Genomic DNA, 24,891 nt, shown 5'->3' on the forward strand with positions numbered 1-24,891 from the left:
TTAAATTAAATATTTCATTTTATATTTATTGTATTTTGAGAAATTTATTATCTTAAATATAGATATTATTCTTCAATGAATAGAAGTAGGGGAATAGGAGGTGGCAAGAGTTATGATTTATGTATTTCATAAATATGTATTTTTATGCAACGTTACAACAGCTATTCTTTATTTTTTGCAGGTTACGTATGTTAATGCTGCAGGATCTTCAAGTGATGCAGGAGGGGCATTTTATAAATGCGATGATAGAAAAACACACTTTCTTGCAGATAAAGTCTATTACTTAAAAAGTTCTCAAGAGACGTCTGCTCATATTGCACCTATTGCAGCTATATATGTAGAAAAAGCAGGCACTATTGTTAATGCCTCTCAGATAACAGTTTTTGGCGATGATCCAGATAAAATATCTGCGTATGGGGCGTATGTAAGAAATGGTGGAAAAATTAATCTAATAGCTTCAGATTTTAAGAATATACCTGCTCTTCGTGCTCAAAATGCCGTTATTAGTATGACAGTAGGGGAAATTAAGGGGACTTCACATGCTATTTATGCATGGGGGAGAGGAACGGATATTGCTTTAGTGAGTGTGAATATCAATATTGAGCCAGATAATTTGAATGTAAAAGGGATCGGTATTATGAGTGGTTTTGATGCAATGGTTAAAATGACAGACGGTACCGTTAATTTTAACCAGATTGGCTCATTTTCAACTCGATTTGGGGGGCACTATCTTCTTGATACTATGGGGATTACGGGGCAAGGAAGGAGGGAGGAAACTTTAACAGATGGTGATGGAGCTATGGGGGTATTGCCAGAAGCTTTTGAGGTTTTTCAAGGTGGTGACGTTCATTTGAAAAACAATTTTATTCAGCTGAACCATATGCATGCATTCTTGATGAAAAACTTTTCAGGTTATGTAAATGATAATGGTAAGTTAATTCAAAAATATATTTCACCAGATGGATTTAAGAATACAAATATTAAGATAGAAAAAAACAATATTTCTGTTCAGGGTGAGGGAGTATATGGACTGTGCTTTAATGTTTTAGCTCCAGAAGAATTTGCTAAAATGTTGAGGCAACGAGATGATGAAAAAATTTTAGAAACCAAAAAAGTTATCACGGGGAGGGCATTTGTTTATTTATCAGAGACAAATATGACAGTTCCAGACGGGATTGCGATTTATGCGAAGGGGAATAAAGACTATGAAGTAAAAGGCACTCTTGAATTATCGGATGAAACAAAAATCTCTGGTGATTTGTTGCTAAAAGCTGAAAATAATGCTTCTCTATTGGTGAAAGCAAACGCTTCCTCTCTTACAGGAGGTACGCGTGTTGAGGGTAGATCGGTTATTGATTTAGAATTAATTCGTTATTCAAAATGGTATCTTACTAAAAGTAAATACAACGGTTTACAGGAATCTGTTTCATCGCTTTCTTCTCTAAGTCTTTCCAATAGCACATTGATCTTTGATGAAGATAGTGGTTATCAAACGCTACGCATTGGAAAAAAAGCAGATATAGGTGCAGGAGATAAAATTCTCGCATCAAAAGATAAAAAAGTCTACAGTGCTGAGGGAAACGCTCAGATTAGGTTGAATGCATTTTTGAATGATGAGGGTTTGTTTAATCCCCAAAAGACGGATCGCATATTGATCTATGGGGATGTTTCTGGAACGACATTCATTCATGTGCAAAATTTTCCAAAATATGCAAGTAAAGAAGTCTATGAGGGAAAAGATCAAAGCATTTCACTCATTCAAGTTGCTGGAACAGCGCAGGCAGGTTCTTTTCGACTCGCCAATGGTTATGATGATTATACTACGGTGAAAGGTTTTCCTTATCAATATCGTATTCGTGCTTATGGTCCAGGTTCGCCTTTTGGAGAAGCGAATGCTAAGCAAAGATTAGTGGAAGGTGAGGGGGATTTTTGGGATTTCCGACTCGAAGGGGTTTATATTTCTTCTAGAATAGGTTCTTATAATGGTCCATTTGGTAAACCTTCTTCGTTTTCATTATCTCATCCTGTTAATCCTCCATCTTCTCCCCCCAATTCACTTTCTACGTCGTTGATATCTGACTCTCCTTCTTCTACGTTCTCTGGTCCTGTTGATCCTCCCCCTCCCGATCCACTTTCTACGTCGTTTATGTCTGACCCTCCTTCTTTTACGTCCTCTGATCCTGTCGATCCTCCTCCTTCCGATCCACTTTCTACACCGTTGATATCTGACTCTCCTTCTTCTACGTCCTCTGGTCCTGTTGACCCTCCATCTCCCGATCCACTTTCTACGTCGTTGATATCTGACTCTCCTTCTTCTACGTTCTCTGCTCCTGTTGACCCTCCACCTCTCGATCCACTTTCTACGTCGTTTATGTCTGACCCTCCTTCTTCTACGTCCTCTGATCCTGTGGATCCTCCACGCCCCAATCCACTTTCTATGTCGTTGCCATCTGAGCCCTCTGCTCCGGAGGACACTTCATCTCCGGATTCTGTTCCTTCTCCTTCTGCCCCTGTTGAACCAAAGCCTTCTGAGTCCTCTGAGGCTTTGGAACCTTCATCTAATCTTCCTATGTCGCTTGATGTTCCGCCTGAGCTAGGTATTAGAGCTGTTGTTCCTCAATTGCCAACTTATCTCCTTTTACCAAATACTTTGTTCTATGTTGGTTTGATGGATACGACCACGCAAAATAAGTCGTTTGAGACAATACGGAATGCTTTTCATTCTTCTTGGAAAGAGGATGAAAACACAGCCTTTTTTCTGCGTGCTTATGGGGGGAGCCACCATTATGCTTCCAATTTATCTGCTTTTGAATATGGTTATGGCGCTGAGCTCGATTATAATGCACTTGAAGCAGGTGTTTTATTGAACGAGATTGAGAATTTATATACTCGTATATTCTTTGGTGCTTTGGGGAATTATGGAAACCTTTCTCTACACCCTGAGAATGTTGAACAAAGCAAAAAAAGCGCATTTAATAAATGGTCTGTTGGGGCTTATGGAAGTTTGCAGCATGATACCGGTTTTTATATGGATGGGGTGTTATCGTATGGCCTTTTTAAGGGTGATGTTTTGACCCTTGCACGAGGCAAAGTTGTTGCATTAAAGGGTAAACAGTTTAGCGGTTCTTTAACGAGTGGTAGAACGTTTGCAACAGGGTATAAAGGTGTTGTTTTTGATCCGCAGATTCAGGTTGTTTATCAGCATCTTCAGTTTAATCAGGCGCGTGATATTGATAACCTTGATGTTGATTTGGGCAAATTTCATCAATGGGTGGGGCGTGTTGGTGGGCGTTTAAGCAAGACGTTTAATGTTGCTGAAGAGGGACGTGTCGTTTCATTTTATAGTAAGCTTTCTTATTTGCATAGTTTTGAAGATAAGCAATTTGTTTCTTTTAAAAAAGATTTTCAGTTAGGTTCCTTTGGTTCTTCTTTGGAAGCAGGAGTTGGGTTTAATGCCCGTCTCTCATCAAAACTTTCTCTTCATGGAGATGTCACTTATCAGCATAGATTTAAGAAAATTGGTTTTTCTGGAGCCAGTTTCTCTGCTGGATTGCGCCACCTTTTTTGAAGAGCTGCAATATGTATTTTTAGTTGAAAGGCAGAAGATTTTCGGCCTTTTAATGTATTGAAATTTATTTTGCTTCATCAATATGGTTATTTTTTTGATATAAAAGATTACAATAGATGCCTTCTTCTATGCGATGAGGAATTTTTCTAAAATTTTTGATATTAAGATATGAGGACAGATTTCATTGTGAATGTGAGAAGATTAAACGCTAAATGCTTTCGGTATAATCTTTCAAAAGAGACGATATTGATGATTGTTTTTGTCCGTTTCTTTATTAATTTTTATAGATCATAAGTTTAGTCTTTATGAGCTTTATGCATTGTTTTGAATTTTGTTTTAAACTTTATTGACGTTTATATCATTTAATACGCATATTATTTGTTCCCTTTTTTAGGATATTTACTTAAGAATTTTGGATAAATATTTATTTTTAGAACAAACAGAGGGAGTTTGAGGTCAAATTATAATAAAAGTAAAGTATGTTTTATCGTGTTGTTATGGTTGTTGTTTTGTAAATGATAGGTACCAGAGCAATTTCGATAAGATACAGGATATTATTTTTATTGCGGTCATGCGCGGATATCACCATTCTTTTTTCAGCATTCAATATTTGCGCAGATTTTAGCACTCGAGAATGTTCATAAGAAGCTAATTCACCTTTTTTCAAAAGTCCTTCTTTGCATGCCAGCTTCGTTTGTGATGGACAAGGGGTTAATTGATTAAATATAAACAGGTTTGAAATGAAAGAAATTTATAATATTCAGTTTTTATTCAATATGTAAAATGATGAATGAGCATTCTGAATTATTGCATGAAATTTTCCTAAATCAATATCACGCGCCTGATTAAACTGAAGATGCTGATAAACAACCTGAATCTGCGGATCAAAAACAACACCTTTATACCCTGTTGCAAACGTTCTACCACTCGTTAAAGAACTGCTAAACTGTTTACCCTTTAACGCCACAACCTTGCCCCGTGAAAGGGTCAAAACGTCACCCTTAAAAAGACCATACGATACCACCCCATCTATATAAAAACCGGTATCATGCTGCAAATTTCCATAGGCAGCAACAGACCATTTATTAAATGCGCTTTTTTTGCTTTGTTCAACATCCTGAGGGTGTAGAGAAAGATTTCCATAGTTCCCCAAAACTTCAAAGAATGTACGACCATATAAACTCTCAATCTCGTTTAACAAAACACCTGCTTGAAATGCATTATAATCGAGCTCAGCACCATAGCCATATTCAAAAGCAGATAAATTGGAAGCATAATGATGGCTCCCCCCATAAGCACGCAGAAAAAAGGCTGTCTTTTTATCATCTTTCCAAGAGGAATGAAAAGCATTCCGTATTGTCTCAAACGACTTATTTTGCGTGGTCATATCCACTAAACCAGCATGAAATAAGGCATTTGGCAAAAGAAGATAAGTTGGAACCTGTGGAACAACCGCTCTAATTTGGAGATTAGACTGAACATCAAGCGGTATAGAGAGATTAGACGAAGGATTAACAGGGGCAAAAGACCCAGAAGGCTTTGGTTTAACAAGGGCAGAAGGAGAAGGAACAGAATCCGGAGATGAAGGAGATACCGTAACAGAGGGCGGTAATAGAAGCTCCATGAAATGATTATTAGATGGAATTTTCTAGGCAAGAAACTGAAGTGTAGAAGGCTGCTCGTAGGAAACTTTGCCCTTTAGAAGGGGAAATCAAAAAATTTTTTATTTAGGAAAATAGTGTTGCATTCCCTTCTTCTGATCGTAGGAATAAATCGTTGTTTTAATGATGATATCAGCTATTTTTTGCCAAATTTTTAAGAAAAATGCTTTTGTGGAAGTATGTAGCCTATATAGATGTTTATAGGGAGATGGGGGGGCGGTCTTGAGGGTGATGTTTTTATTCTTGTATGGGGGTAGCAATGTTAAAAGGTCAAAAAACATGTTTAAGGTATTTTCTTGTCTAAAGGGGGGGAGGAAAGGAAGAGGGAAGATTTAATGATTACGAAGATTTTAGGAGATTTTGGGGGGGAGATTAGGGAGATAGGATTTCTGAGAGCTCTGGAGATGCACGGGGATAAGATTTCTGGAGGATTGTGTGGGCATTTTTTATCGGCGATAATTGCGCTTGTCGGTGTAATTTAATCCGCGATATTGATTATACCACATTCACCATTTTCGCTACCGAAGGAGAGGTTTTGCCCTGCTTGATCCCAGTTAAGTGCTGAGATAGCGCTTTTCCCACAACCTTTTAGAAGGACTTCTTTTCCATCATGAAAATGTGCCGCTAAAATCATTCCATCATTGAAGCCTATTGCTACAATTTCTTTGTTTGGGTGGCATGAAACGGTGCTAACAAGTGCATTTGCTCGTGTGCCTAGTTCTAGTGGTGTTTTTCCTATGGGGCCATCTTTTGTATGAAAGGGCCAAACAATTGCGGCAGAGGCACCTGATGTTGCTAGCCATTTTCCTTTTGCGCTCCAAGACCAGCTTTTGACTTTGCTTGGATAGCCACTCATGCGGAGGTGCTGATTATCAGTGAGACGCCAGCCATGCAAGGCGTTTTCTTGCATGGTGGAAATGACATAGCGGTTGTCTGGTGAAAAGGTGACACTACAATGAGCTCCTTTCCATACCAATGTGGTGGGAGATATTTGCGTTGATAACCAATGAAGAGTGACTCCATTGTAATGGGCAACGGCAAGTCGCAAACCTTTTGGGGCAAAAGCAAGGCCTTCTACACTGCGTTCATGTGTGAGCTCTTGTCGTTCTTTTCCAATATGCGCAAATGCGAGGCGTGAAGAGGAAAAAGCAAAAGCTTTTTGTGGACCAAAAGCAACGTTGTTTATCCATTTGCGTTCTTTTTGGCTTAACAATTCCGTGTGATCTGCTGCGGTTGTTTGACAGACTTTTCCATCTTCTCCACCGGTGATGATCGCGGTATTGTCATGGGAAAAATGGCTTGAAATTATTCCTTGGTGAACTTCAACGATTTGTGGGGTTGGATTAAAAAAAACAATGAAACCTTCTACGGAAACAAAGGCTGGTTTATTGCCTATAAAACCGCAGGAAAGGCAGTAACTTTTGAGATCATAATGGGTAATGTTTGGCATTATCACTCACTTATGCGCAATTTTCAAAACCAGTTTTTAATTTTTCAGCATCAAGAGAGCGTCCTATAAAGACAAGGCGGCTTTCTCGTTTTTCATCTTCACGCCATGGGCGTTGATGTTGTCCTTCAAGAAGCATATGTATCCCTTGAATGACGTAACGATCATCGTCTCCTTGAAAGGCGATAATGCCTTTAAGACGCAAGATATCAGGCCCTTGTTGCTGTGTAACCTGCTGGATCCAAGGGAAAAACTTTTCTGGTTGCAGAGCATCTGTTTTTAAACTTACAGAAGTGATGGTAATATCATGAATGGTGGATGCGTGATGATGGTCATGATGACAATCGGGACCGCACACATGGTTGGCATGTTGGTGTGCATGTTCGTGATCGAGAAAATGAGGTTCATGATCGAGAGTCCGTTGGAGATCAAAAAAACCACGATTAAGGAGTGTCTCAAGAGGGATATTGGTGCGCTGTGTTGTATAGAGTATAGCGCGAGGATTAATGGCCAGAATAAGGGATTCAGCATGGCTGCGTTCTTGTGGGGTGACAAGATCAATCTTATTTAAAAGAATAATATCCGCGAAAGCAATTTGGTCTTCAGCTTCACGACTTGTTTTTAATTGAGAGGGAAAATGCTTTGCATCAACGACTGCTATGACACTGTCGAGAGCTGTTTTTTCATGGATAGTATCATCCATGAAAAAGGTCTGTGCTACGGGAACGGGATCAGCAAGCCCTGTCGTTTCTATAATGATCGCATCAAATCGATGAGAACGTTGCATCAGACTTTCCAGAATGCGAATGAGATCACCACGCACGGTGCAGCAAACACAGCCATTATTCATTTCATAAATTTCTTCGTCTGATTCAATGATCAGGTCATTATCAATACCAATTTCACCAAATTCATTGACAATGACGGCATAACGTTTGCCATGATTTTCATTGAGAATGCGGTTGAGAAGGGTGGTTTTCCCAGCACCAAGATAGCCTGTGAGAACCGTAACGGGAAGTTTTTTGGGGTGTATCGTTTCCATGGAGAGACCTTTTATTGTTCTTTATTGCCATGTGTTTATGTTAAATCGATTGATATCATCAAGTAAATCACGAAGCTGAGACAGAACATGAGAAAAGATTGCTTCACCGGCTTGTGGTGTTGCTTTGCTTGCATTTCCTGCTGCACCTTGCGTGTTCAGATCTCGCATTGTCCAACCAAAGGCATGAGGACCATAAGCACGTAAATACCGATAATTGGCAATCATATCCGCTTGTTTATTATGAAAATTTTCTGCCTTTTCCATATGGACTTTTTCTGGTGCTAAATAGAGCATGAGAGAGGTTTCGATAAAGCCTCCATGGATATCAAGATGTTGTTGAGATGGCTCCATGAGACCTTGTGGTAAACCAAAACGGCTCCAGCTTGTTGCTACAGCGAGCATGGAAAGGCGCCTTCGTAATTCGGTGATAACAATGCTCATTAAAGGTGAATTTCCTCCGTGAGCATTGAGAAGAAGAAGACGGTTGATCCCTTTGTGATAACAGTTTTCACCAATCTTTATCCATCGCTTAATCGCATCAGAAAAGGTAAGGGTTTGTGTACCTGTAACATCCATATGTTCTATAGAATAGCCAATCTTTTCAACCGGTAAAAGTGCGATATGAAACTGCTCTTTTGTTTGTAAAGTGAGAGCTTTTGCAAAAGCTTCAGCTATAATCCAGTCGGTTTCGAAAGGAAGGTGCTCTCCGTGATATTCGTGTGCGCCCAAAGGTAAAAGAGCGAGAAAAGGCCTGTTAGATACCATAAATTATTGCCTAAAAGAGAAGTTAACATAGACAAAGTGATCGAAGGTGCTGTCACTATTTAATCTATCTATAAGAGAAACGCAAATAGGCGTCTTTTTACATCACATATGGATGCATAAAAATGAGAGCTTTGTTAAAAATAGAGAAGCTTTTATTGAGCAAAGCCAACGCAATTTTTCTGTAATATGAGGCAATATTTCTCAAGATAGTTATCTTTTGTAATTATTTCTGATGTATATTCTAATTTTTAATAAGTAAATATTCATACATATTAAATTCTTATACATCAAATAATGAAAAATATTTTCATTATTTATTGAAATATGTAATTTTTTAGTAAGTTTATCTATTCCTTTTATTTAAAGCATTTGATCAATTCTTTATTATTATTTATTTTGCACAAATTGCAGACAGTTATGTGAATATTGCCAAAAATTTCTTTCAAAGAGAATTATTTTTTACTAATACAGAGTAAATATAATTACTCAAAATATAAATAAGGCTGCGCTCTACAATATTGACGAAAAATATGGAATAACTTTTATGAAAATTAAGAAAGAAAGTTTTTTCAGTATTTTGGGGGATCATCTCATTTTTCATGACTCTCTTTTTATGTAATTTTAGGTAGTTTTTTGGTGCTCTAGTGTTGCTTATAATATTTTTGTAAATCTGATAGATTTATTTATTTTATGCGTTTGTTTTGTTAGGTTTGAAAGTCAATATTTTGAGTTTTTTATGCTGTATGAGATAAAGGAGCTAAATTACCTTTTTGAAGATGCTATGCACTATTTTCTTTATATATCAGTAAAAGTTGAGAATCATTTTATTAATGTCTTTTCTATTTGAAAATAGAGATCTTAATTTCTTTTTACATTTTATAACTGTTTTATAGAAAAATAGTACACTATTTAAAGTTGTTTTATTAGGATAGATTTGTTTTAGATCAAGTTTTTATTCGATACTAATTTTATTTTTCAATATTAATGATGAGTGATATAATAAAAATCCATTAAGTACTATTTCATTTTTATATTTATTGAAATAATAGACAATCATATATCATTATATTGGAAGTTTTAAATTTTATAGTTCTTTAAAATTAATTACATTTCAAATTATTTATAAAAGCTCTATTATATAATTTTTTAAATGAATTTGTTTCGTAATATTTCTTATAATAATAAATTTAACAAATTATTATTATTTTTAATTATAGCAATAAAAATAAAAAAATATTACTGTTGGTATCTTAAGTTATTATTGCGTAAAAGGAATAAATTATTTTTATCATTTATTGTTTTTTATATTTACATGTAATACATAATGTGTTATATTATAATAACAAAATTACATATAATATTTTATTATGTGCAATTATATAAATGATTAAATATAATTTTTGGTTTTTATATATGTGAATATTCTTTCATTTTTTCAGTGAAGAAAAGAGGAGCAAAGAAAGCTATGTTTAAAATATTTAAAAATCGTGTATGTTCATTTACTTTTACACTATTTATTCTCTTTTTTGTACAAACTATAGAGGGAAATGCAAGTTTTGTAAAAAATCAATTTCAAGAGAGAGTGGCAGTTACTATTTCTACACTAGAAAAAAATGTAGCTATTAAAGCTGTGGATAGAGCTGTTATTCAAGGCGTTGAGGAACAAGATGGCATTGCTTTGGGGAAAGTTGAAAAAGCTGCTGCTTTTTCAGGTGCAGCCTTTTGGGGGGGAATAGGTATTTTATCACTTCTTGCTTCTTTATGTGTTGGGGATGTATTAGGTGCTGTTGTATCTCTTTGGGGAATATTTAGTACACTTTAGTAGGAAGCTCATCGACAGAGTCGAGGATTTTTTTGTTCACTTCATTATTTTTAAAAAATAAATATTTTATTATTTATACTATACTAGATAATAAAATCACTACTCTTAATATTAAATGTAGCTTTTATTAACATTATTAAAGTTCAAGATCCTACATTTATGTTTTTTTTTACAAATTAGTGTAACCTGATTTTTTTACAGTTTATGGTTATTTTCTAGTAATAAGGATAGTATACTTACTATCTTTATCAGTCTTTTAATATTGTCTACCTTTTCTCATATGAAGATTATTCATCAAAGGTATATTTTATCCTTTTTAAATTTTTTTATCTTTCATAAGGGGATAAAATAAAGAATATCCCTATATCCATGGCTCTCATGCAATAAGAAAAATGAGAAATTATTATTTATCATTTTAAATTTGTTTATGTTAAATCCATCAGAAGTATTTTTTACGTATAACAAGTTGCGTTCGTGTATGGATAAAATTATTAAAAAAAAAGAGTAAAAATTCTTCTCATGAATCATCTCTAAGGTTCAAGGACTGTTGTAGTATTGGAAAATAAATGATGGTGCTGGTTTGTATCTTCATAGAGTAAAGATAGTGATACACAATGAATCTTATGCCATCTCATAGGGTGGTTTATACTGTCGCATTTACGGGACATATTGTGAGAGGGAAGTGGTGATGTGCATCGTTGGAAAATGCTTTTATTAAAACATAAACCTGTATTTGCGATAGAAGTGTATTCTGGGTTATTCTGTTGCCTAAGGGAAGGATACTGTTAAGTAAGGTAATTCAGGAGTATTTATAGCTTAGCGGAAGAAGGGCAATGAAGTAAAAGGTCTTGTTTAGCACGAAGACGTGCAATCCATTGATCTTCACGAATAGCAGTATTATGTACTGTAATGAGTTCGTTTTTTTTAATTGCAGCTGTTACTGTTGCTTTTTCTAAAAGGCCACAAGGAATGGCGTGGTGAGCGCGTGCTTCTGCGATGTTCATTATCCAAGCACGATAAGTATAAAGACCGATAAAGTCTAGCTGATCACCTGGATGTAAATCTTTTTTAGCAACAGCACAGACTTCTACTACGGGATGGCTAAGAGGGACCATATCTTTTTTGCCATAAAGCATAATACGTGCGCAGGTGAGGGGAACTTCCATTGCTGTTAAATGATAGGGGCGATGAAAGGTGAAGTAAGGTCCCTGGCCAATTTTTAAATCTTCCATACGTTCGCGTAAACGTGGGTGTGCTATTTCGGCAATGACAAAGACACCAGGTGAAACACCTTGACCTATTGAATAATCTACAACACCATATTGCTGTAAAATGCCCCCATCTTGCTTTGGAATAAGCACTTTGTTTAAATCTTGTAGCGCTGCTCGTGGTCCATGCATTCCTGGGCAATCGGGGAGAAGTCCGGTGGCATTGGCAATGGCTGCCATTTCAACCATCGTTTTGGAACCATCAATAAATTCAACCAACATGCGCACATTCATATTACGCCGGAATGCTTCTTCTTCGTAAGCGTCAGGTGTAGCATCAAAGCGCAGAGGATTATTTTTTCCTTTACCCGCTACAACAATCTTATGTCCAAGGGCTGAAACAAATTCTATGAGTTCCATACAAGAAGTAGGTTCATCGCCGGCACCAAGTGTATAAATGAGCCCTCGTTTTTCTGCTTCATGTTTGAGATAAGCGCCAATTGTAACATCTGCTTCAACATTCATCATGACAAGATGTTTGTTATTCTCAAGCGCTTTGATACCAATCTCTGCTCCTGCTTCGGGATAGCCTGTTGCATCAACGATAATATCAATTTGTTCATGGCGCAAAACAAGGTTAATATCATCTGTTGCTGCAATCAAACCCTTTTCAATGCTTTGGGTGAGAGCATAAGTATTTTCAACTTCACAGACATGTCCATCTTCGCCATAGGCTAGTGTAGCGGCATCAAAAATACGTGACGGTGTCCTCGTGGCTACAGCAGCGACTGTTATACCATCCATATGCGCAATACTTGATAATAAATCTGTGCCCATTTCACCACAACCAATCAGTCCAATACGGATGGGGGGATGGTTTTCTGCACGTTGTTTCAAATCATGTGCTAAACCTGTTAGGTTCACATTGCTTGCCATTCTTTTTTCCTATTTGAAAACTATTCTGCTAAAGAACTTTTCTCATTCATAAGGTGCATTTGTTTTTAAGACAATTAATCTTTTATTCTTGATGCTCTAATCAATGGATTTTATAAAAGCAAGAGGGGTGGTTTCTTTTATCAAATAAAATAGGAATAGCGTTATGCAGCAAAAAATAACAGTACAAGATGTCACCAGTTTTATTGGGAAAGAAGTGGGATTATCGGAGTGGCGTCTTGTTACACAGGATATGATTAATCAGTTTGCATGTGCTACAGATGATCATCAATGGATACACGTTGATGAGGAAAAGGCTAAAAAAACACCTTTTGGCGGCACGATTGCTCATGGTTTTTTAACATTATCGCTTTTGTCTAGGCTCGCTTATGAAGCTCTTCCAGAGTTAGAAGGGAGCACAATGGGGATTAATTATGGTTTCGATAAAGTACGCTTCATGAGTCCTGTGAAAACAGGGGTACGGATACGTGCGCGTTTTGTGTTAGACGACGCAGAAATTCGTCCTTCTGGTCGAGTGGTTTTCCATTATGGGGTTACGGTGGAAATTGAAAAGTTAAAAAAACCAGCTCTTACAGCTCAATGGCTTATTGTTGCTGTTGTGGAAGAAAAACCTTCCAATATCTAGATTATTTGAGTGCTTTATTTTATAAAATTTTTATACAATTCTATTAGAAGTTTCTTCAATGATGATATTGAGAATAATCTATAGGATGATAGATATGGTGGAGCTATCATAGCGTTGATAGCCATAGCGGGTTGCTATCTTTCCTAGATCGTTTTGAAGAGGAGTTTCCTAATGAAGATAGTGCATTGCTTCACGCTTTTGTTTATAGCGTTCTTTAATGGGATCATACCCATCACGTAAAACAGAACGCTTCAAATGGAATATACTTGCGTTGCCAATTCACGGGTTTATTTTAAAGCAACATCTCTCAACGCTCGTCACACCCATTTCGCAATGGCGCCTGTGAATAGTATAACGATAAAGCCATTGAGCACCCCTATCTTTATGCTTGTGAAGAAGAAAATCGGCACCATCATATTATATGCTAGCCGCCAATGTTAAGACAGGTCTTGGCGCTTGAGATAATTCATAAGAGGCATGCCTTTCTTTCTTGTATAGTTTTACTCACACGGCTCTTTCCGCTTTTAACGTGCAAGCAAGAGGTTTTGGTTGATTCTATATGGAACAAATTGGGAATGAGAGGATCTTACGGTATTCAGAGTTCTCATTCAATATGAATAACGCCATATTATCATTATAAATTCAATGTGTTATCTAAGGTTGGGAAAGGTCGTGACCAATGTCTTAATTTAAAGAGAGTTTCACATACTGTGAGATCTCTTATTTTATCCCCTTTTATATTAAAGCCATTAAAACTATTTTCTTTCATGTTACAAACGGATGGGGAGAGATAAAAACTGTTTAAGAAAAAAGTTTCTAATCTCTTATGAGTGTTTTCGATAGGCAAGGGTTGGTGCACTTGGAAAGTGGCAAAGAGGATGATGGTATTGGCATGTGAAATTCTAAGTCTTTTAATGTTTTGTTTTATCAAGTTTTTGTACGATTTTATCAGAAGTCCATTGGGTTGTAATATTGAGCACGATCAAAAGGATGATGACGATGGTCATGATGAAGGTATTGTAGCGTTGGTAGCCATAGCGGATTGCCATATCCCCTAAACCGCCTCCACCAAGATATCCAGCAAGTGAGGTGGCTCCTATAAGAGAAATGACCATGACTGTAAAACCTGTAATCAGGCTAGGGAGAGCTTCAGGAATAAGAACATGTCTGATAATTTGAAGACGACTTGCACCCATAGAGCGGATCGCTTCAATGAGACCGTTTTCAACGGTTTTAAAAGAGAGTTCCGCCATGCGAGCATAAAAAGGGATAGCTGAAATGGTCAGTATAAAAATTACAGCAGGCATTCCTATCCCTCTTCCTACAACGATACGCGTAACGGGAAGAAGATAAAATGCAAGAATAATAAAGGGAATGGCACGAATACTGTCAATGATCATGCTTAAAGGGCGATTGATGAGAGATGAGGAAAAAATCCCTCCGCGTGCTGTTGTGTGAAGAAGAAGACCAAGGGGAAGCCCTATAATAAATGCCATAACAGAAGCACTAAGTGTCATCAATATTGTATCAATAACAGCTTGGGGAAGTTCATGAGACAGAACATTAAACATAGCCTAAGACCTCACAATATCGTCCTTTTTTCGTTAACCATTGAACAGCTTTTTCTAAAGCTTCTTTATCTTCTCCAGGAAGAGCCAAGAAGAGTCGCCCGATGGTTTCATCTTGAACTGTATCAATGCCACCATGCAAAATACGTGCTTTTAAACCACTCTCATTTTCTAGAAGATGAAGAAAAGGCTGCTGGGCAATTTCACCGGCAATATTAATTTCAATGACAGCTTCTCGTCCGATTGGTTTGAGATTTTTCGCAAATTTTTCAGGAAGTTGCGGGGTTACAAGCTTGAGCATGGCTATGGTTGTATCGTCTTGCGGTGATGTAAAGATGTCTTTCACACGTCCTTCCTCTACAATGTTTCCCTGATTAAGAACAACAACGCGATGCGCTATGGTGCGCACAACTTCCATTTCATGGGTGATGAGCACAATCGTGAGATTGAGGTGTTTATTAATATCAGCAAGGAGCTCTAGAATAGATTGTGTTGTTTCAGGGTCAAGAGCAGAGGTGGCTTCATCTGATAACAATATTTTAGGATTAGCAGCAAGAGCGCGTGCAATGCCAACGCGTTGTTTTTGCCCTCCTGACAATTGTGCCGGATAGCAATATTCTTTCCCAGATAACCCAACCAATTCAATCAGTTCAAGGGCACGTTTGTGGCGTTGTTTTTTACTTACACCACTTAATTTAAGCGGCAATGCAATGTTATCAAGAATATTCTGCGATGAGAGAAGATTGAAATGTTGAAAAATCATCCCAATTCGTTGACGGTAAGGCGCCCATTCTATCTCTGATAGATTGGAAATATCAACACCTTCAAAAAAAATGGACCCTGCATCAATCTTCTCTAACCCATTTAAACAGCGAATAAGTGTTGATTTTCCTGCTCCACTGCGCCCAATAATGCCAAGGATTTCACCAGCATGGATATTTAAAGAGAGATTATTAATTACCGGAACACCAGCCGTTTTGTTAAAACAACGGCTGATGTTTTTTAAGGAGATAAGAGTAGGTTTTTCCATTCACAATTACTCGGATATTTGGCACAATTACCAAGATGTTTGGGCGGTATTGCCAAAAATCTCTTTGATTTTTGCACGGATAAGATCGTTGTTGTAAGCGGCAACTAATTTTTTAACCCATGGCTCATCTTTTTCGCTCGTGCGTACAACGATGATATTATCATAAGGATTATTTTTTGCGCTCTCCCATGCGACTACATCTTTTTCGAAGTTTAATCCGGAAACAATAGCCCAGTTTGTGTTTATAATTGCAAGGTCAAAATCGTCAATAGCTCGTCCTAACATACCAGCATCGAGCTCACGAATTTGCAGGTTTTTAGGATTTTCGATAATATCAAGTGGAGATGCAAGAATATTATGAGGATCTTTTAACTTAATGAGACCTAAAGAATTGAGAAGAAGTAAGGCTCTTCCACCATTAGATGGGTCGTTCGGAATACCAACATGTGCACCATCACGAAGATCTTTTAAGTCTTTTATTTTGTGTGAATAAACACCGATTGGAGCAATAAATGTATAGCCGACAATTGAAAGTTTATAGCCACGTTGTTTCATTTGTTCATTAAGATAAGGGGCGTGCTGAAAAGCATTCGCATCGATCTCTCCTGCGTTAACAGCATCATTAGGCAAAGCGTAATCAGAAAAATAAACGAGTTCAATATCTAAACCGGCTTGTTTAGCCTGTTCAGCAGCAGTTTTCCAAATAATCGCATCCCGCCCTTCCATAATACCAAGTTTGATTTTTGTTTTGTCTGCGGCCATGGAAAAAGCAGTAGACAAAAAAAGTGCAAAGAGAGAGAGGAATAATCCTATAATCCGACTACGAGAAAAATTTTTTAATGTCATATGCTTTTAACTTTCTTTTTCGAGAAATTTTTTGAGGGAAGTTTCAATATACTCTGTATCTTTTTAGGCAGATTTAAAGTTATACAAGCTTTAGAGAATATTCAATCACTTTTATTTTTTTAAGAGTATTATTTTTCCTTCTATTTTAGTTGTTTGGGGGGCTGATCATCATTTGTTCATAGAAATTCTCTGAAATTCAAATAATTAATTCTTTTATTGCAATCATTTGTTGAGGGAACCAATGCCCCTTTAAAAACTTTTGTAAGGGACAATTGGTTGAAGAACCAGACAATCAGATGATGCTTTAGCCGTAAATTCATGAAGAACATACTGCGCAATCAAGATCAAAAGGCCGTGTTCGTGTAGGCGATAAAGAGAGATTTTGTTGCAATGTTGTGGGGTTTTTGGGGGGGAATAAAGGTTGCTGATCATTGGATTTAAATGCGGCAAATTTTTGCAAAGGCGAATTTTTGTCCTTCATATGTTTTAAGAGAGGAAGAAAAATAATGTTAAGAAAGAAATTTTTATCAACAATGATGACTTTATGGGCTTTAGGAGCGTCAGGGGTGGCTGTGACTGCTTTTCACGCGGAAGCTGGAACCATTACAGGAACAGTTGCTCGTGTTGCATCAGGTCAGGTATCTTTACGCACAGGTCCTGCGACAGCTTATAAAGTTATCGCAATGGTTCCAATGGGAGCAAAAGTGCAAATTTATGGCTGCCTATCCAATAAAACTTGGTGTTCTCTTAGTTATCATGGAAAAGTTGGTTGGGCATCTGCACGTTACGTCAATGTTAACGATGTTCCTACCATTGCTTTTAAAAAGATGCCAGCAAAATCAAAATCCATGGTAAAATCGCCAAAAGAAAAAGTAAAACAGGCTGTTTCCGACTTTAAAGCTCTTCCGGCGATTCAAAAAACACGGAAAAATATGCAAAAACTATACAGAACAGATATGATTATCGATTCTACAGGTGTTAAAAAAAGGGATGAACGAACAATTTTAAATCCGTCGCAAAAAGCACAAGGCGTTTCTGTAAAGCACGTGAGTGCTTATAATCCCTCCTTTCCTGATAATGTCAATTACAAAAATTTTGAACGTAATGAAACGCGTTACCGTGTCGTGACCTATCCTGCTCGATAAGGGTAAAGTTAATTTCATAACCGGAATGACAAAAAGGATCAGCAGCATGAAGCAAACAATGCTTATGCTGCTGATCCTATTGTACCGTAAAATGTCATTAAGGCGGCAATGCTTAACTTAAGGTGGCGAGGCATTCAAGGATATTCAGAGTCAAATTTGACAATACCTTGGATTACAGTTCTTTAGGATGGTGATATGAACCTTCAGCTGGGGAAGGTTATACTGAAGAGAAGCCGGACTTTTGACAGGACCGGCTAGGGGCTCTTTGTCCTTCGGACAGGGCGTTAATTTGCGGACTTAGGCTTTATCAAATTACGAGAAATGAGCAATTCAGCAATTTGAACGGCATTCAATGCTGCTCCTTTTCTTAAATTATCGGCGACAACCCAGAAAGCTAAACCATTTTCAACGGTGATATCTTCACGAACACGGCTAATAAAGGTATCATCTTCTCCGGTACCTTCATAAGGTGTGGTATAACCACCATCTTCGTGTTTATCGATAAGCTGACAGCCTGGTGCATCGCGGAAGAGCGCTTGTGCTTCAGATGCGCTTAGTGGTTTTTCAAATTCAACATGGACGGCTTCGGCGTGACCGATAAAGACAGGGACCCGAACAGCAGTGGCTGTTAATTTAATTTTCGGATCGAGAATTTTCTTCGTCTCAACCGTCATTTTCCATTCTTCTTTTGTATAACCATCTTCCATGAAAACATCGATATGAGGAATGACATTAAAGGCAATGCGTTTAGTGAATTTTTTTGATGTAATTGGGTCTGCAACAAAAACTGCGCGTGATTGTTCAAAAAGTTCGTCCATTCCTTCTTTACCAGCTCCAGAAACAGACTGATATGTAGAGACAATAACACGTTTAATGATTGCAGCATCATGGAGAGGTTTTAAAGCTAAGACCAGTTGAATTGTTGAACAATTAGGATTTGCTATAATATTACGCTTAGAAAAGGCATTTATAGCTTCGCCATTGACTTCAGGGACTATCAACGGAACATTGACATCATAGCGCCACGTGGAGGAATTATCGATGACGACACAGCCGGCAGCAGCAATTTTAGGGGCGTATTCTTTGGAAATGCTCCCTCCCGCAGACATAAGACAAAAATCTGTGTCAGAAAAATCGTAAGTATCCAGTGCTTTTACTTTTAAAGTTTTATCTCCATAAGAAACTTCTTGTCCTAATGAGCGTCGTGATGCTAGAGGGACAATTTCATGCGCAGGAAAACCACGTTCTTCTAAAATTGTAAGCATTTCACGACCAACATTTCCGGTTGCGCCGACAATTGCAACTTTATAACTCATTTTCTATATACTCCTCATGTCTCTCCACGTTTATTCCCCGTGCTATACTCAGGAGAGAGTGAGTTGGTCAAGGAACATCATTAAATTATATTTTTGATTTTCAACAACTCAATTTTGTGCACACCAATCATCATTGTTAGCACAATAAATTGTTTTATTTCAAATAATACGTCTCTTTTAATCTTTCAGAATTGAAAAAATTGAATATTTTACGCTAAGCTATTATCTCTTTAGAAAACACTTTAATTAAGTGAATTTCTTATCTTCTGTCAATTGTTTACCTTCTCACTTTTGAATTTTTTAAGGATGGTATTACGTATCGCGTTGGTGGAATCTTTTAATACTTTATCTGTTAATTGTTGAATTATTTAATTTTCTCCCTATACCTTTAAAAGCGAAGCTTCCTATTACAGTCTGTAAACAGCTAGATTCTAGCGGCTTCCCATTTTTCACTTAAACTAAAGGCTCAACAAGCAGGCCTAAAAATATTTAAAAAGATATTGGGCATCTAAAAAACATTTGAATGTTTCAAGGAGGTATGCGTGCTTCATATCCTCATATCTTAAATGATAGAATTTATGGCACAACAGGATAAACTTAAGTATCCATATATAGATAAATTCCTATGAAAGTTATATATATTTTTTTTCGTGTCTATTTTTTACTTTATATTTCTTATTTTTACTTTAATCTTGTTATGCTATAAAATATCATTATTTGGAGTATGGTAGTATAAGATCTTTGATTTTTCTCGATATATTTAAGTGTTTTTTTAGTGCGTTGGAATATTCTTAGGCTTGTTTGGAGAGCCTTTTGTTTAAGTGACTCATATGAGTGGAAAGTCGTTGAACACTCACATATTTATGTTTAATAAAAGAGCAAGTTAGCACCTCATACATTTTTTAGCACCCAATGTCGTTACAGCTCTTGGTTTGTGAGACGATTCAATAAGAGGTATGCCTTTTTGTACATTTTTACTCACACGCCAACTTTGCTTGTAATGTGCAAACAAGAGATTTTGATTGATTCAATATAGAACAAATTTGAAATGAAAGAATTTTACGATATTCGAAACACTTATTCAATATCAATAACGTTAGATTATCATTATAAATCAATGCACTATTTCTAAGTTAAACTCGTTAGAATTCGGATTATTTACAAATCAGATTAGATTAAGCATTTTCATTCTCATGAAGTGTGGGGAGACAGTCACAATTCTTGTCAAGATTATTAAGGACTTTGATTATCTTTGCAATGAACTTATGAAAATAAGGGGTTATTTTTTTCATCAGAAATCAACTGCAAAATTGCTCTTTGTTTTTTGCGGGTCAGTATTCTGAAATTTTTTAAAAGTAAATATTCTGCTTTGCTTGCTATTCTGTCATCACAATGATAGAGGTTCTCTTCTTTTTTTGCGCCATCAACATAAAAGAAGGAAACGGGAACATCTAATATATGAGCAATTTCCTGTAAACGTCTTGCACTTACGCGATTTAAGCCTTTTTCATACTTTTGGATTTGTTGGAATGTTACGCCTAAATGACTTCCTAATTGTTTTTGAGAAAACCCCATGACGTTTCTTCTGAAGCGAATTTTTTTGCCTAAAGAAATATCGTAAAAATGTAGATTTTTAGTTTGCACTTTGTTTCCCCTCCGGTTGCGAGCGCCCTCGCATTAGTATCCGGGGTCTGGAAGTGCTGACTCAAAACAGCCTCTTGCTTTTAGTGCTGAGAGCACTTGGACATAACAAGAGCCCCCGGAAAATCCGGGATATCCGCAAAAAGCGGTTTTATTTCTAGTTTGAGTTTTTCGGGCTTCCAGACCCTATTGATCGTCGCGTATACGACCAAAAACGCAAGTTTCATTCATAAGGGAATTATTTTCAATCGTCAATCGAAATTCAATTTGCTTATTGCAAGCAAATAAAGTGCATTTTTTAGTCTATAGAGTTTATAGAAATATCTTTAAAGTGTGGATATCCAGTCTGTACTTACTACTCCCACCGCTACTCCCACCGGTCGCAAGCGCCCTCGCATTGGCATTCCGGGGGCTGGAAGTGCTGAAACCGAGTCAGCCTCTTGCTTTTAGTGCTTAAAGTACTTGGACATAACAAGAATCTCCGGAACTCAGAGATGTCTGCAAAGCGGGTTCATTTTTCGTGTTTGAGTTTTTCGGGCATCTAGGACCTATTGATCGTTGCGTATATAACCAAAACACAAGTTTCATTCATAAGGAAATTATTTTCAATCGTCAATTGAAATTCAAATTGCTTATTCCAAGCAAATAAAGCGTATTTTTTAGCCTATAAAGCTTATAGGAATGTCATAAAAACATAAATGTCCAGTTGTACTTATGTTCCCCTCCTGATTTAGTGTAAGTGCTTTTATATTGTACTTTCGCGATAGATCAACAAATTGATTTGTTATGATAAATCATTCTTTTTAACTAAAAATACAAAGCGGAATATCTTAAAACCTCTCATCACAAATCTTTTCATGTTGGATTAATTAAAATCGCTTGCTTGTACATCATAAGCGGGTGGGCCGTGTGGGTAAAAACAAGGGCTGTTTGAATCCTTTTTTCAGTTATTTTTATTCAGATATTTGTGTTGTGCAAGCGAATGTTTTTTATTGCTTCAGAATGAATAGACTGAAACGAGAAAAGCTGTGCTATTTGGGGCTTTGATTGCAAGGGGTAAAGCGATATAAATATCTTTTAAATCAGTGTATTTCTCTATTGTAAAATGCCTTTTCTCAGAATACGTGAATATTGAGAGACCATATGGATATAGAGGTTTGATAACAGTGGGCTTGTAGAAGGAAATTGCATGAGGATTTTTTATTTTTTATGCGTTATTTCTTCATTGTTTTGCAAAGGGCGCGCTTCTGAGGCAAGCATAATGGGAACGCCATCACGAATAGGATAGGCAAGTTTGGCTTTGAGAGAAATGAGCTCTTGTGTTTTTCGGTTGAAAGAGAGCGTGCCTTTCGTCATTGGGCAGACGAGCAATTCGAGCATTTTGGGATCTGTGGTCATTTTTTTCATGTTTGGACATTCATTAGTTTAAGCGGTAATCTGTTCCTGTTTGTTTCATGAGCGAGCGTTCTGTTAATGCAAGAAGAGTTTGGGCACGGCTTTCGATATCTGGAGCTTCAAGGAGAGCTTGTTTTTCTGCTGGTGTAAAGGGGATAAGAGCTGAAAAAGCATTAACCAATATAGGTGTAGGGGCTTCTATGATGCTGCTCCAATTATATTCCATTTCATGTATGGTTAGATATTTTTCTACAACGTCGAGTAAGTTCTCTCGGTTAATGCTTTCTTCAATATCAAATTCTTGCAAGTCTTTTATGTTTGATTGGATGAGAGCTGTTCGATAGGATTTTGTGTTTTTCAATTCTTGTTCTAAAGTGAAGCGGCAAACACCTTGTAAGATAATGAACAGTTGTCCATTTCCTGTTTCACTGTAGTTTGTAATGCGCCCTATACAGCCTGTTTTATAAAGTTGTGTAGAGAAGCGATCTGTATCCGATGAAAGTGGTTGAATAATGCCCAATAGACGATCAGTTACCATAACATTTTCAATCATTTCAAGTGATTCTGGTTCAAAAATATTGAGTGATAAAAAACCACCGGGTAGTAAGAGTGCACCTTCTAAAGGAAAAAGAGCAATTTGTTTTGGAAGATCATTTTCGCAATTGTAAGAGATATTACCAGCTTTCATGAGTATTTTGTCACCTTTGTTCGGTAGTTTTAGTCTGTAAATAGTCGCTATTTATGACACTATTGAGAAAGCAGAAAACCTACTTCTTGTGCATTAAAATCATACTTATAAAATATTTGAAGTCCTTATTCTCAAAAAGAATATGAAACCCTATTTTTAAGGTTGAACTGCGCGCGAAAGAATATTGCTTTGCGATCTTTTTAGTGTGTGACGTTTTGTATGATTTTCAAGAGGTATTTTTGTTTATAGCTTTTGATTTTTGTCTTAAATTTCCTAAAATGTGTTCCTTGCAATTTTTGTAAGGTTCAAAAGGATAATATTATAAATCTTTTGAAGCAGCTTATGCAAGTTTTAAAATGAGAACATTTTCATCACTTTACTAATGACAGTGTGATAAAGATAGGCTATAGGTTTAAATATGCTGGAAAGAGCGTTATCGTTTCTTTCATTCTTTTGCGGGAGAGTGCAGATTGCAAATTTTCGCATTGCCGCCGAAGGGGAAATAGCCCATAATCTCTCAGGCTTTAAGGACCGTAAAAGGAAGAAGGCAGATCTGGAAAGTCGGGAAAACCCGCGCCGAAGGTGTAAGCGAAAGATCTTTTCGCGAGTCTCTCAGGTTGATGACAGAGGGGGCAGAGACGACCATATTCTATGGGCGTTAGCGCAGCTTTGGAGTTATTATGGGCACAGCACAAGAAACATCTTTTTTAAAAACACTTCCTTTATATGATTTGCATGAAAAAGCAGGAGCAAAATTTGGTTCTTTTGCGGGTTGGAACATGCCTTTAACTTATCCTCTTGGCGTTTTAAAAGAGCATCTTCATACGCGTGCACATGCAGGACTTTTTGATATTTCTCATATGAAATTGATTGCGGTTGAAGGGGCACAAGCTGTGGAATTTTTGTCCTATGCTTTTCCCATTGATGCAGCAGCTTTAAAGATTGGGCATTCACGGTATAATTATTTGCTTAATGAGCAGGCTGGTATTCTTGATGATCTTATTATTACCCGTTTGGAAGAGGGTCGTTTTATGTTGGTCGCCAATGCTGGGAATGCACAGGCTGATTTTTTAGAATTGGAAAAGCGTGCGGTTGATTTTGAATGTCAAGTGATTGCCCTTGAAAGGGTATTGCTTGCGCTTCAAGGTCCTGAAGCGGCAGCCGTTCTTGCTGATGCCGATTTACCAGGGAATGAATTGTTCTTTATGCAAGGATTCGAACCACAACAGGATTGGTTTATAACGCGTTCTGGTTATACGGGAGAGGATGGTTTTGAAATTGCTTTGCCTATAGGGCATGCGCATATGTTGGCTGAAAAATTGCTGAGTGATTCTCGTGTTGAGTGGATTGGACTTGCAGCACGCGATAGCTTGCGGTTGGAAGCGGGGCTGTGTTTGCATGGAAATGATATTACCCCTGATACGACACCTATTGATGCGGCTCTAACATGGGCTGTTCCTAAAAATGTTCGAGAAAAAGCACAATTTTATGGTGCAAAGGCTTTTCTTGAAGCACTGCAAAAAGGACCGGCTCGTTGTCGTGTTGGATTAAAACCGCAAACGCGCCAACCTATTCGTGCCGGTGCGCTGCTTCTTGATGATCAAGGTAATGAGATTGGCATTGTAACATCAGGTGGTTTTGGTCCTTCTTTTGATGGTCCTGTCGCGATGGGTTACGTTCCTGTTGATTTTAAAGTTGAAGGGACACAAGTCTTTACAGAACTGCGAGGCAAAAAGATTGTATTATCAGTTCATTCTCTTCCCTTTGTTGAACAACGTTATTTTAAAGGATGATTTTTTATGTCTAAAACTTATTTTACACATGACCATGAATGGCTTAGCGTTGAAGGGCAAGTGGTGATTGTTGGGGTTACGCATTATGCGCAAGAGCAATTAGGGGATTTGGTTTTTGTTGATTTACCACAAAGTGGAACAAAACTTTCCAAAGGAGAGGCGGCGGCTGTTGTAGAATCAGTGAAGGCGGCTTCAGATGTTTATGCTCCTCTTGATGGTGAAGTGGTCGAAATAAATGAAGCCTTGGCTGATAATCCTGAATTGGTAAATCAGAAAGCCGAAACAGAAGGCTGGTTATGGAAAATGACATTGCAGGATGAGACACAACTGGAGGGGTTGTTAGATAAAGATGCTTATAAGGCTTTGATTGGATGAGT

At 37.3% G+C, this 24,891-nt stretch carries 18 protein-coding genes, 2 pseudogenes and 1 riboswitch; of the genes and pseudogenes, 6 read left to right on the forward strand and 14 right to left on the reverse strand.

Annotated elements, in window-relative coordinates; all coding sequences use genetic code 11:
- Positions 1 to 112 precede the first annotated feature (112 nt).
- The gene (locus ACFINZ_RS06195; RefSeq protein WP_375701239.1) at positions 113 to 3,568 is read left to right on the forward strand and encodes an autotransporter outer membrane beta-barrel domain-containing protein; all 3,456 of its coding nucleotides are present in this window, start codon (positions 113 to 115) and stop codon (positions 3,566 to 3,568) included.
- 484 nt (positions 3,569 to 4,052) lie between these two features.
- Here ACFINZ_RS06195 and ACFINZ_RS06200 read toward each other — a convergent pair whose 3' ends face one another.
- From ACFINZ_RS06200 to ACFINZ_RS06220, 5 genes and pseudogenes are all read right to left on the reverse strand, one after another.
- Positions 4,053 to 4,235, reverse strand: a complete 183-nt coding sequence (locus ACFINZ_RS06200; RefSeq protein ID WP_375701240.1) for a hypothetical protein — start codon at positions 4,233 to 4,235, stop codon at positions 4,053 to 4,055.
- 144 nt (positions 4,236 to 4,379) lie between these two features.
- A pseudogene (locus ACFINZ_RS06205) lies at positions 4,380 to 5,174 on the reverse strand (autotransporter domain-containing protein); the annotation flags it as partial.
- A gap of 533 nt (positions 5,175 to 5,707) precedes the next feature.
- The gene (locus tag ACFINZ_RS06210; RefSeq protein WP_375633825.1) at positions 5,708 to 6,679 is read right to left on the reverse strand and encodes a WD40 repeat domain-containing protein; all 972 of its coding nucleotides are present in this window, start codon (positions 6,677 to 6,679) and stop codon (positions 5,708 to 5,710) included.
- Between the two features lie 10 nt (positions 6,680 to 6,689).
- The gene (locus ACFINZ_RS06215) at positions 6,690 to 7,718 is read right to left on the reverse strand and encodes a CobW family GTP-binding protein (protein ID WP_375633824.1); all 1,029 of its coding nucleotides are present in this window, start codon (positions 7,716 to 7,718) and stop codon (positions 6,690 to 6,692) included.
- A gap of 21 nt (positions 7,719 to 7,739) precedes the next feature.
- Positions 7,740 to 8,483, reverse strand: a complete 744-nt coding sequence (locus ACFINZ_RS06220) for a creatininase family protein (RefSeq protein WP_375633823.1) — start codon at positions 8,481 to 8,483, stop codon at positions 7,740 to 7,742.
- A gap of 1,465 nt (positions 8,484 to 9,948) precedes the next feature.
- On the opposite strand from ACFINZ_RS06220, the gene ACFINZ_RS06225 reads away from it, so the two are divergent.
- A complete protein-coding gene (locus tag ACFINZ_RS06225) occupies positions 9,949 to 10,305 on the forward strand; it encodes a hypothetical protein (RefSeq protein WP_375633822.1) in 357 nt (118 codons plus the stop codon).
- A gap of 809 nt (positions 10,306 to 11,114) precedes the next feature.
- On the opposite strand, the gene ACFINZ_RS06230 is transcribed toward ACFINZ_RS06225, so the two are convergent.
- Positions 11,115 to 12,449 carry an NAD(P)H-dependent oxidoreductase gene (locus tag ACFINZ_RS06230; protein WP_375621599.1) on the reverse strand — a complete coding sequence of 445 codons (1,335 nt, stop codon included), beginning with the start codon at positions 12,447 to 12,449 and terminating at the stop codon, positions 11,115 to 11,117.
- 163 nt (positions 12,450 to 12,612) lie between these two features.
- Here ACFINZ_RS06230 and ACFINZ_RS06235 point away from each other — a divergent pair, with 163 nt between their 5' ends.
- On the forward strand, positions 12,613 to 13,092 hold the full coding sequence (locus ACFINZ_RS06235) for a MaoC family dehydratase (protein WP_375621600.1): 480 nt from the start codon (positions 12,613 to 12,615) through the stop codon (positions 13,090 to 13,092).
- Between the two features lie 171 nt (positions 13,093 to 13,263).
- Here ACFINZ_RS06235 and ACFINZ_RS06240 read toward each other — a convergent pair.
- The 4 genes and pseudogenes from ACFINZ_RS06240 to ACFINZ_RS06255 form a co-directional block, all read right to left on the reverse strand.
- Positions 13,264 to 13,562 (reverse strand): annotated as a pseudogene (locus ACFINZ_RS06240) (integrase); the annotation flags it as partial.
- A gap of 441 nt (positions 13,563 to 14,003) precedes the next feature.
- Positions 14,004 to 14,663 (reverse strand): methionine ABC transporter permease, encoded by a 660-nt coding sequence (locus ACFINZ_RS06245; RefSeq protein ID WP_375609233.1) that lies wholly within the window; start codon positions 14,661 to 14,663, stop codon positions 14,004 to 14,006.
- Positions 14,656 to 15,690 carry a methionine ABC transporter ATP-binding protein gene (locus tag ACFINZ_RS06250; RefSeq protein WP_375612288.1) on the reverse strand — a complete coding sequence of 345 codons (1,035 nt, stop codon included), beginning with the start codon at positions 15,688 to 15,690 and terminating at the stop codon, positions 14,656 to 14,658. Before ACFINZ_RS06250 ends, ACFINZ_RS06245 begins: the two co-directional genes overlap by 8 nt.
- A 27-nt stretch (positions 15,691 to 15,717) precedes the next feature.
- Positions 15,718 to 16,536: a MetQ/NlpA family ABC transporter substrate-binding protein gene (locus ACFINZ_RS06255; RefSeq protein ID WP_375618539.1), complete on the reverse strand. Its 819-nt coding sequence runs from the start codon at positions 16,534 to 16,536 to the stop codon at positions 15,718 to 15,720.
- A gap of 506 nt (positions 16,537 to 17,042) precedes the next feature.
- Between ACFINZ_RS06255 and ACFINZ_RS06260 the strand changes: the two genes are divergently transcribed.
- Positions 17,043 to 17,681: an SH3 domain-containing protein gene (locus tag ACFINZ_RS06260; protein WP_375636988.1), complete on the forward strand. Its 639-nt coding sequence runs from the start codon at positions 17,043 to 17,045 to the stop codon at positions 17,679 to 17,681.
- Between the two features lie 284 nt (positions 17,682 to 17,965).
- Here ACFINZ_RS06260 and ACFINZ_RS06265 read toward each other — a convergent pair whose 3' ends face one another.
- The 4 genes from ACFINZ_RS06265 to ACFINZ_RS06280 form a co-directional block, all read right to left on the reverse strand.
- Positions 17,966 to 18,997 (reverse strand): aspartate-semialdehyde dehydrogenase, encoded by a 1,032-nt coding sequence (locus ACFINZ_RS06265; protein WP_375684145.1) that lies wholly within the window; start codon positions 18,995 to 18,997, stop codon positions 17,966 to 17,968.
- Between the two features lie 1,263 nt (positions 18,998 to 20,260).
- Positions 20,261 to 20,641: a helix-turn-helix domain-containing protein gene (locus ACFINZ_RS06270; RefSeq protein ID WP_375633820.1), complete on the reverse strand. Its 381-nt coding sequence runs from the start codon at positions 20,639 to 20,641 to the stop codon at positions 20,261 to 20,263.
- Positions 20,642 to 21,838: 1,197 nt separating this feature from the next.
- Positions 21,839 to 22,045 (reverse strand): Trm112 family protein, encoded by a 207-nt coding sequence (locus ACFINZ_RS06275; protein WP_273791466.1) that lies wholly within the window; start codon positions 22,043 to 22,045, stop codon positions 21,839 to 21,841.
- 13 nt (positions 22,046 to 22,058) lie between these two features.
- Positions 22,059 to 22,721: an LON peptidase substrate-binding domain-containing protein gene (locus tag ACFINZ_RS06280; RefSeq protein WP_375610818.1), complete on the reverse strand. Its 663-nt coding sequence runs from the start codon at positions 22,719 to 22,721 to the stop codon at positions 22,059 to 22,061.
- A gap of 446 nt (positions 22,722 to 23,167) precedes the next feature.
- Positions 23,168 to 23,265: riboswitch (glycine riboswitch) on the forward strand.
- Between the two features lie 136 nt (positions 23,266 to 23,401).
- Between ACFINZ_RS06280 and gcvT the strand changes: the two genes are divergently transcribed.
- On the forward strand, positions 23,402 to 24,514 hold the full coding sequence (gene gcvT, locus ACFINZ_RS06285) for a glycine cleavage system aminomethyltransferase GcvT (RefSeq protein ID WP_375633819.1): 1,113 nt from the start codon (positions 23,402 to 23,404) through the stop codon (positions 24,512 to 24,514).
- A gap of 6 nt (positions 24,515 to 24,520) precedes the next feature.
- A complete protein-coding gene (gene gcvH, locus ACFINZ_RS06290; protein ID WP_375633818.1) occupies positions 24,521 to 24,889 on the forward strand; it encodes a glycine cleavage system protein GcvH in 369 nt (122 codons plus the stop codon).
- Positions 24,890 to 24,891: the final 2 nt, after the last annotated feature.

It is taken from the genome of Bartonella sp. AA81SXKL (assembly GCF_042196945.1).
In the GTDB taxonomy this organism is placed as follows: Bacteria; Pseudomonadota; Alphaproteobacteria; order Rhizobiales; family Rhizobiaceae; genus Bartonella.

Bases quoted from the DNA above. Each gene is read 5' to 3' on its own strand.
- ACFINZ_RS06215 (WP_375633824.1), bottom strand. From the start codon at position 7,718: ATGGAAACGATACACCCCAAAAAACTTCCCGTTACGGTTCTCACAGGC.
- ACFINZ_RS06225 (WP_375633822.1), top strand. From the start codon at position 9,949: ATGTTTAAAATATTTAAAAATCGTGTATGTTCATTTACTTTTACACTA.
- gcvH (WP_375633818.1), top strand. From the start codon at position 24,521: ATGTCTAAAACTTATTTTACACATGACCATGAATGGCTTAGCGTTGAA.
- ACFINZ_RS06220 (WP_375633823.1), bottom strand. From the start codon at position 8,483: ATGGTATCTAACAGGCCTTTTCTCGCTCTTTTACCTTTGGGCGCACAC.
- ACFINZ_RS06210 (WP_375633825.1), bottom strand. From the start codon at position 6,679: ATGCCAAACATTACCCATTATGATCTCAAAAGTTACTGCCTTTCCTGC.
- ACFINZ_RS06275 (WP_273791466.1), bottom strand. From the start codon at position 22,045: ATGAAAAAAATGACCACAGATCCCAAAATGCTCGAATTGCTCGTCTGC.
- ACFINZ_RS06195 (WP_375701239.1), top strand. From the start codon at position 113: ATGATTTATGTATTTCATAAATATGTATTTTTATGCAACGTTACAACA.
- ACFINZ_RS06280 (WP_375610818.1), bottom strand. From the start codon at position 22,721: ATGAAAGCTGGTAATATCTCTTACAATTGCGAAAATGATCTTCCAAAA.
- ACFINZ_RS06230 (WP_375621599.1), bottom strand. From the start codon at position 12,449: ATGGCAAGCAATGTGAACCTAACAGGTTTAGCACATGATTTGAAACAA.
- ACFINZ_RS06235 (WP_375621600.1), top strand. From the start codon at position 12,613: ATGCAGCAAAAAATAACAGTACAAGATGTCACCAGTTTTATTGGGAAA.
- ACFINZ_RS06255 (WP_375618539.1), bottom strand. From the start codon at position 16,536: ATGACATTAAAAAATTTTTCTCGTAGTCGGATTATAGGATTATTCCTC.
- gcvT (WP_375633819.1), top strand. From the start codon at position 23,402: ATGGGCACAGCACAAGAAACATCTTTTTTAAAAACACTTCCTTTATAT.
- ACFINZ_RS06245 (WP_375609233.1), bottom strand. From the start codon at position 14,663: ATGTTTAATGTTCTGTCTCATGAACTTCCCCAAGCTGTTATTGATACA.
- ACFINZ_RS06250 (WP_375612288.1), bottom strand. From the start codon at position 15,690: ATGGAAAAACCTACTCTTATCTCCTTAAAAAACATCAGCCGTTGTTTT.
- ACFINZ_RS06260 (WP_375636988.1), top strand. From the start codon at position 17,043: ATGTTAAGAAAGAAATTTTTATCAACAATGATGACTTTATGGGCTTTA.
- ACFINZ_RS06265 (WP_375684145.1), bottom strand. From the start codon at position 18,997: ATGAGTTATAAAGTTGCAATTGTCGGCGCAACCGGAAATGTTGGTCGT.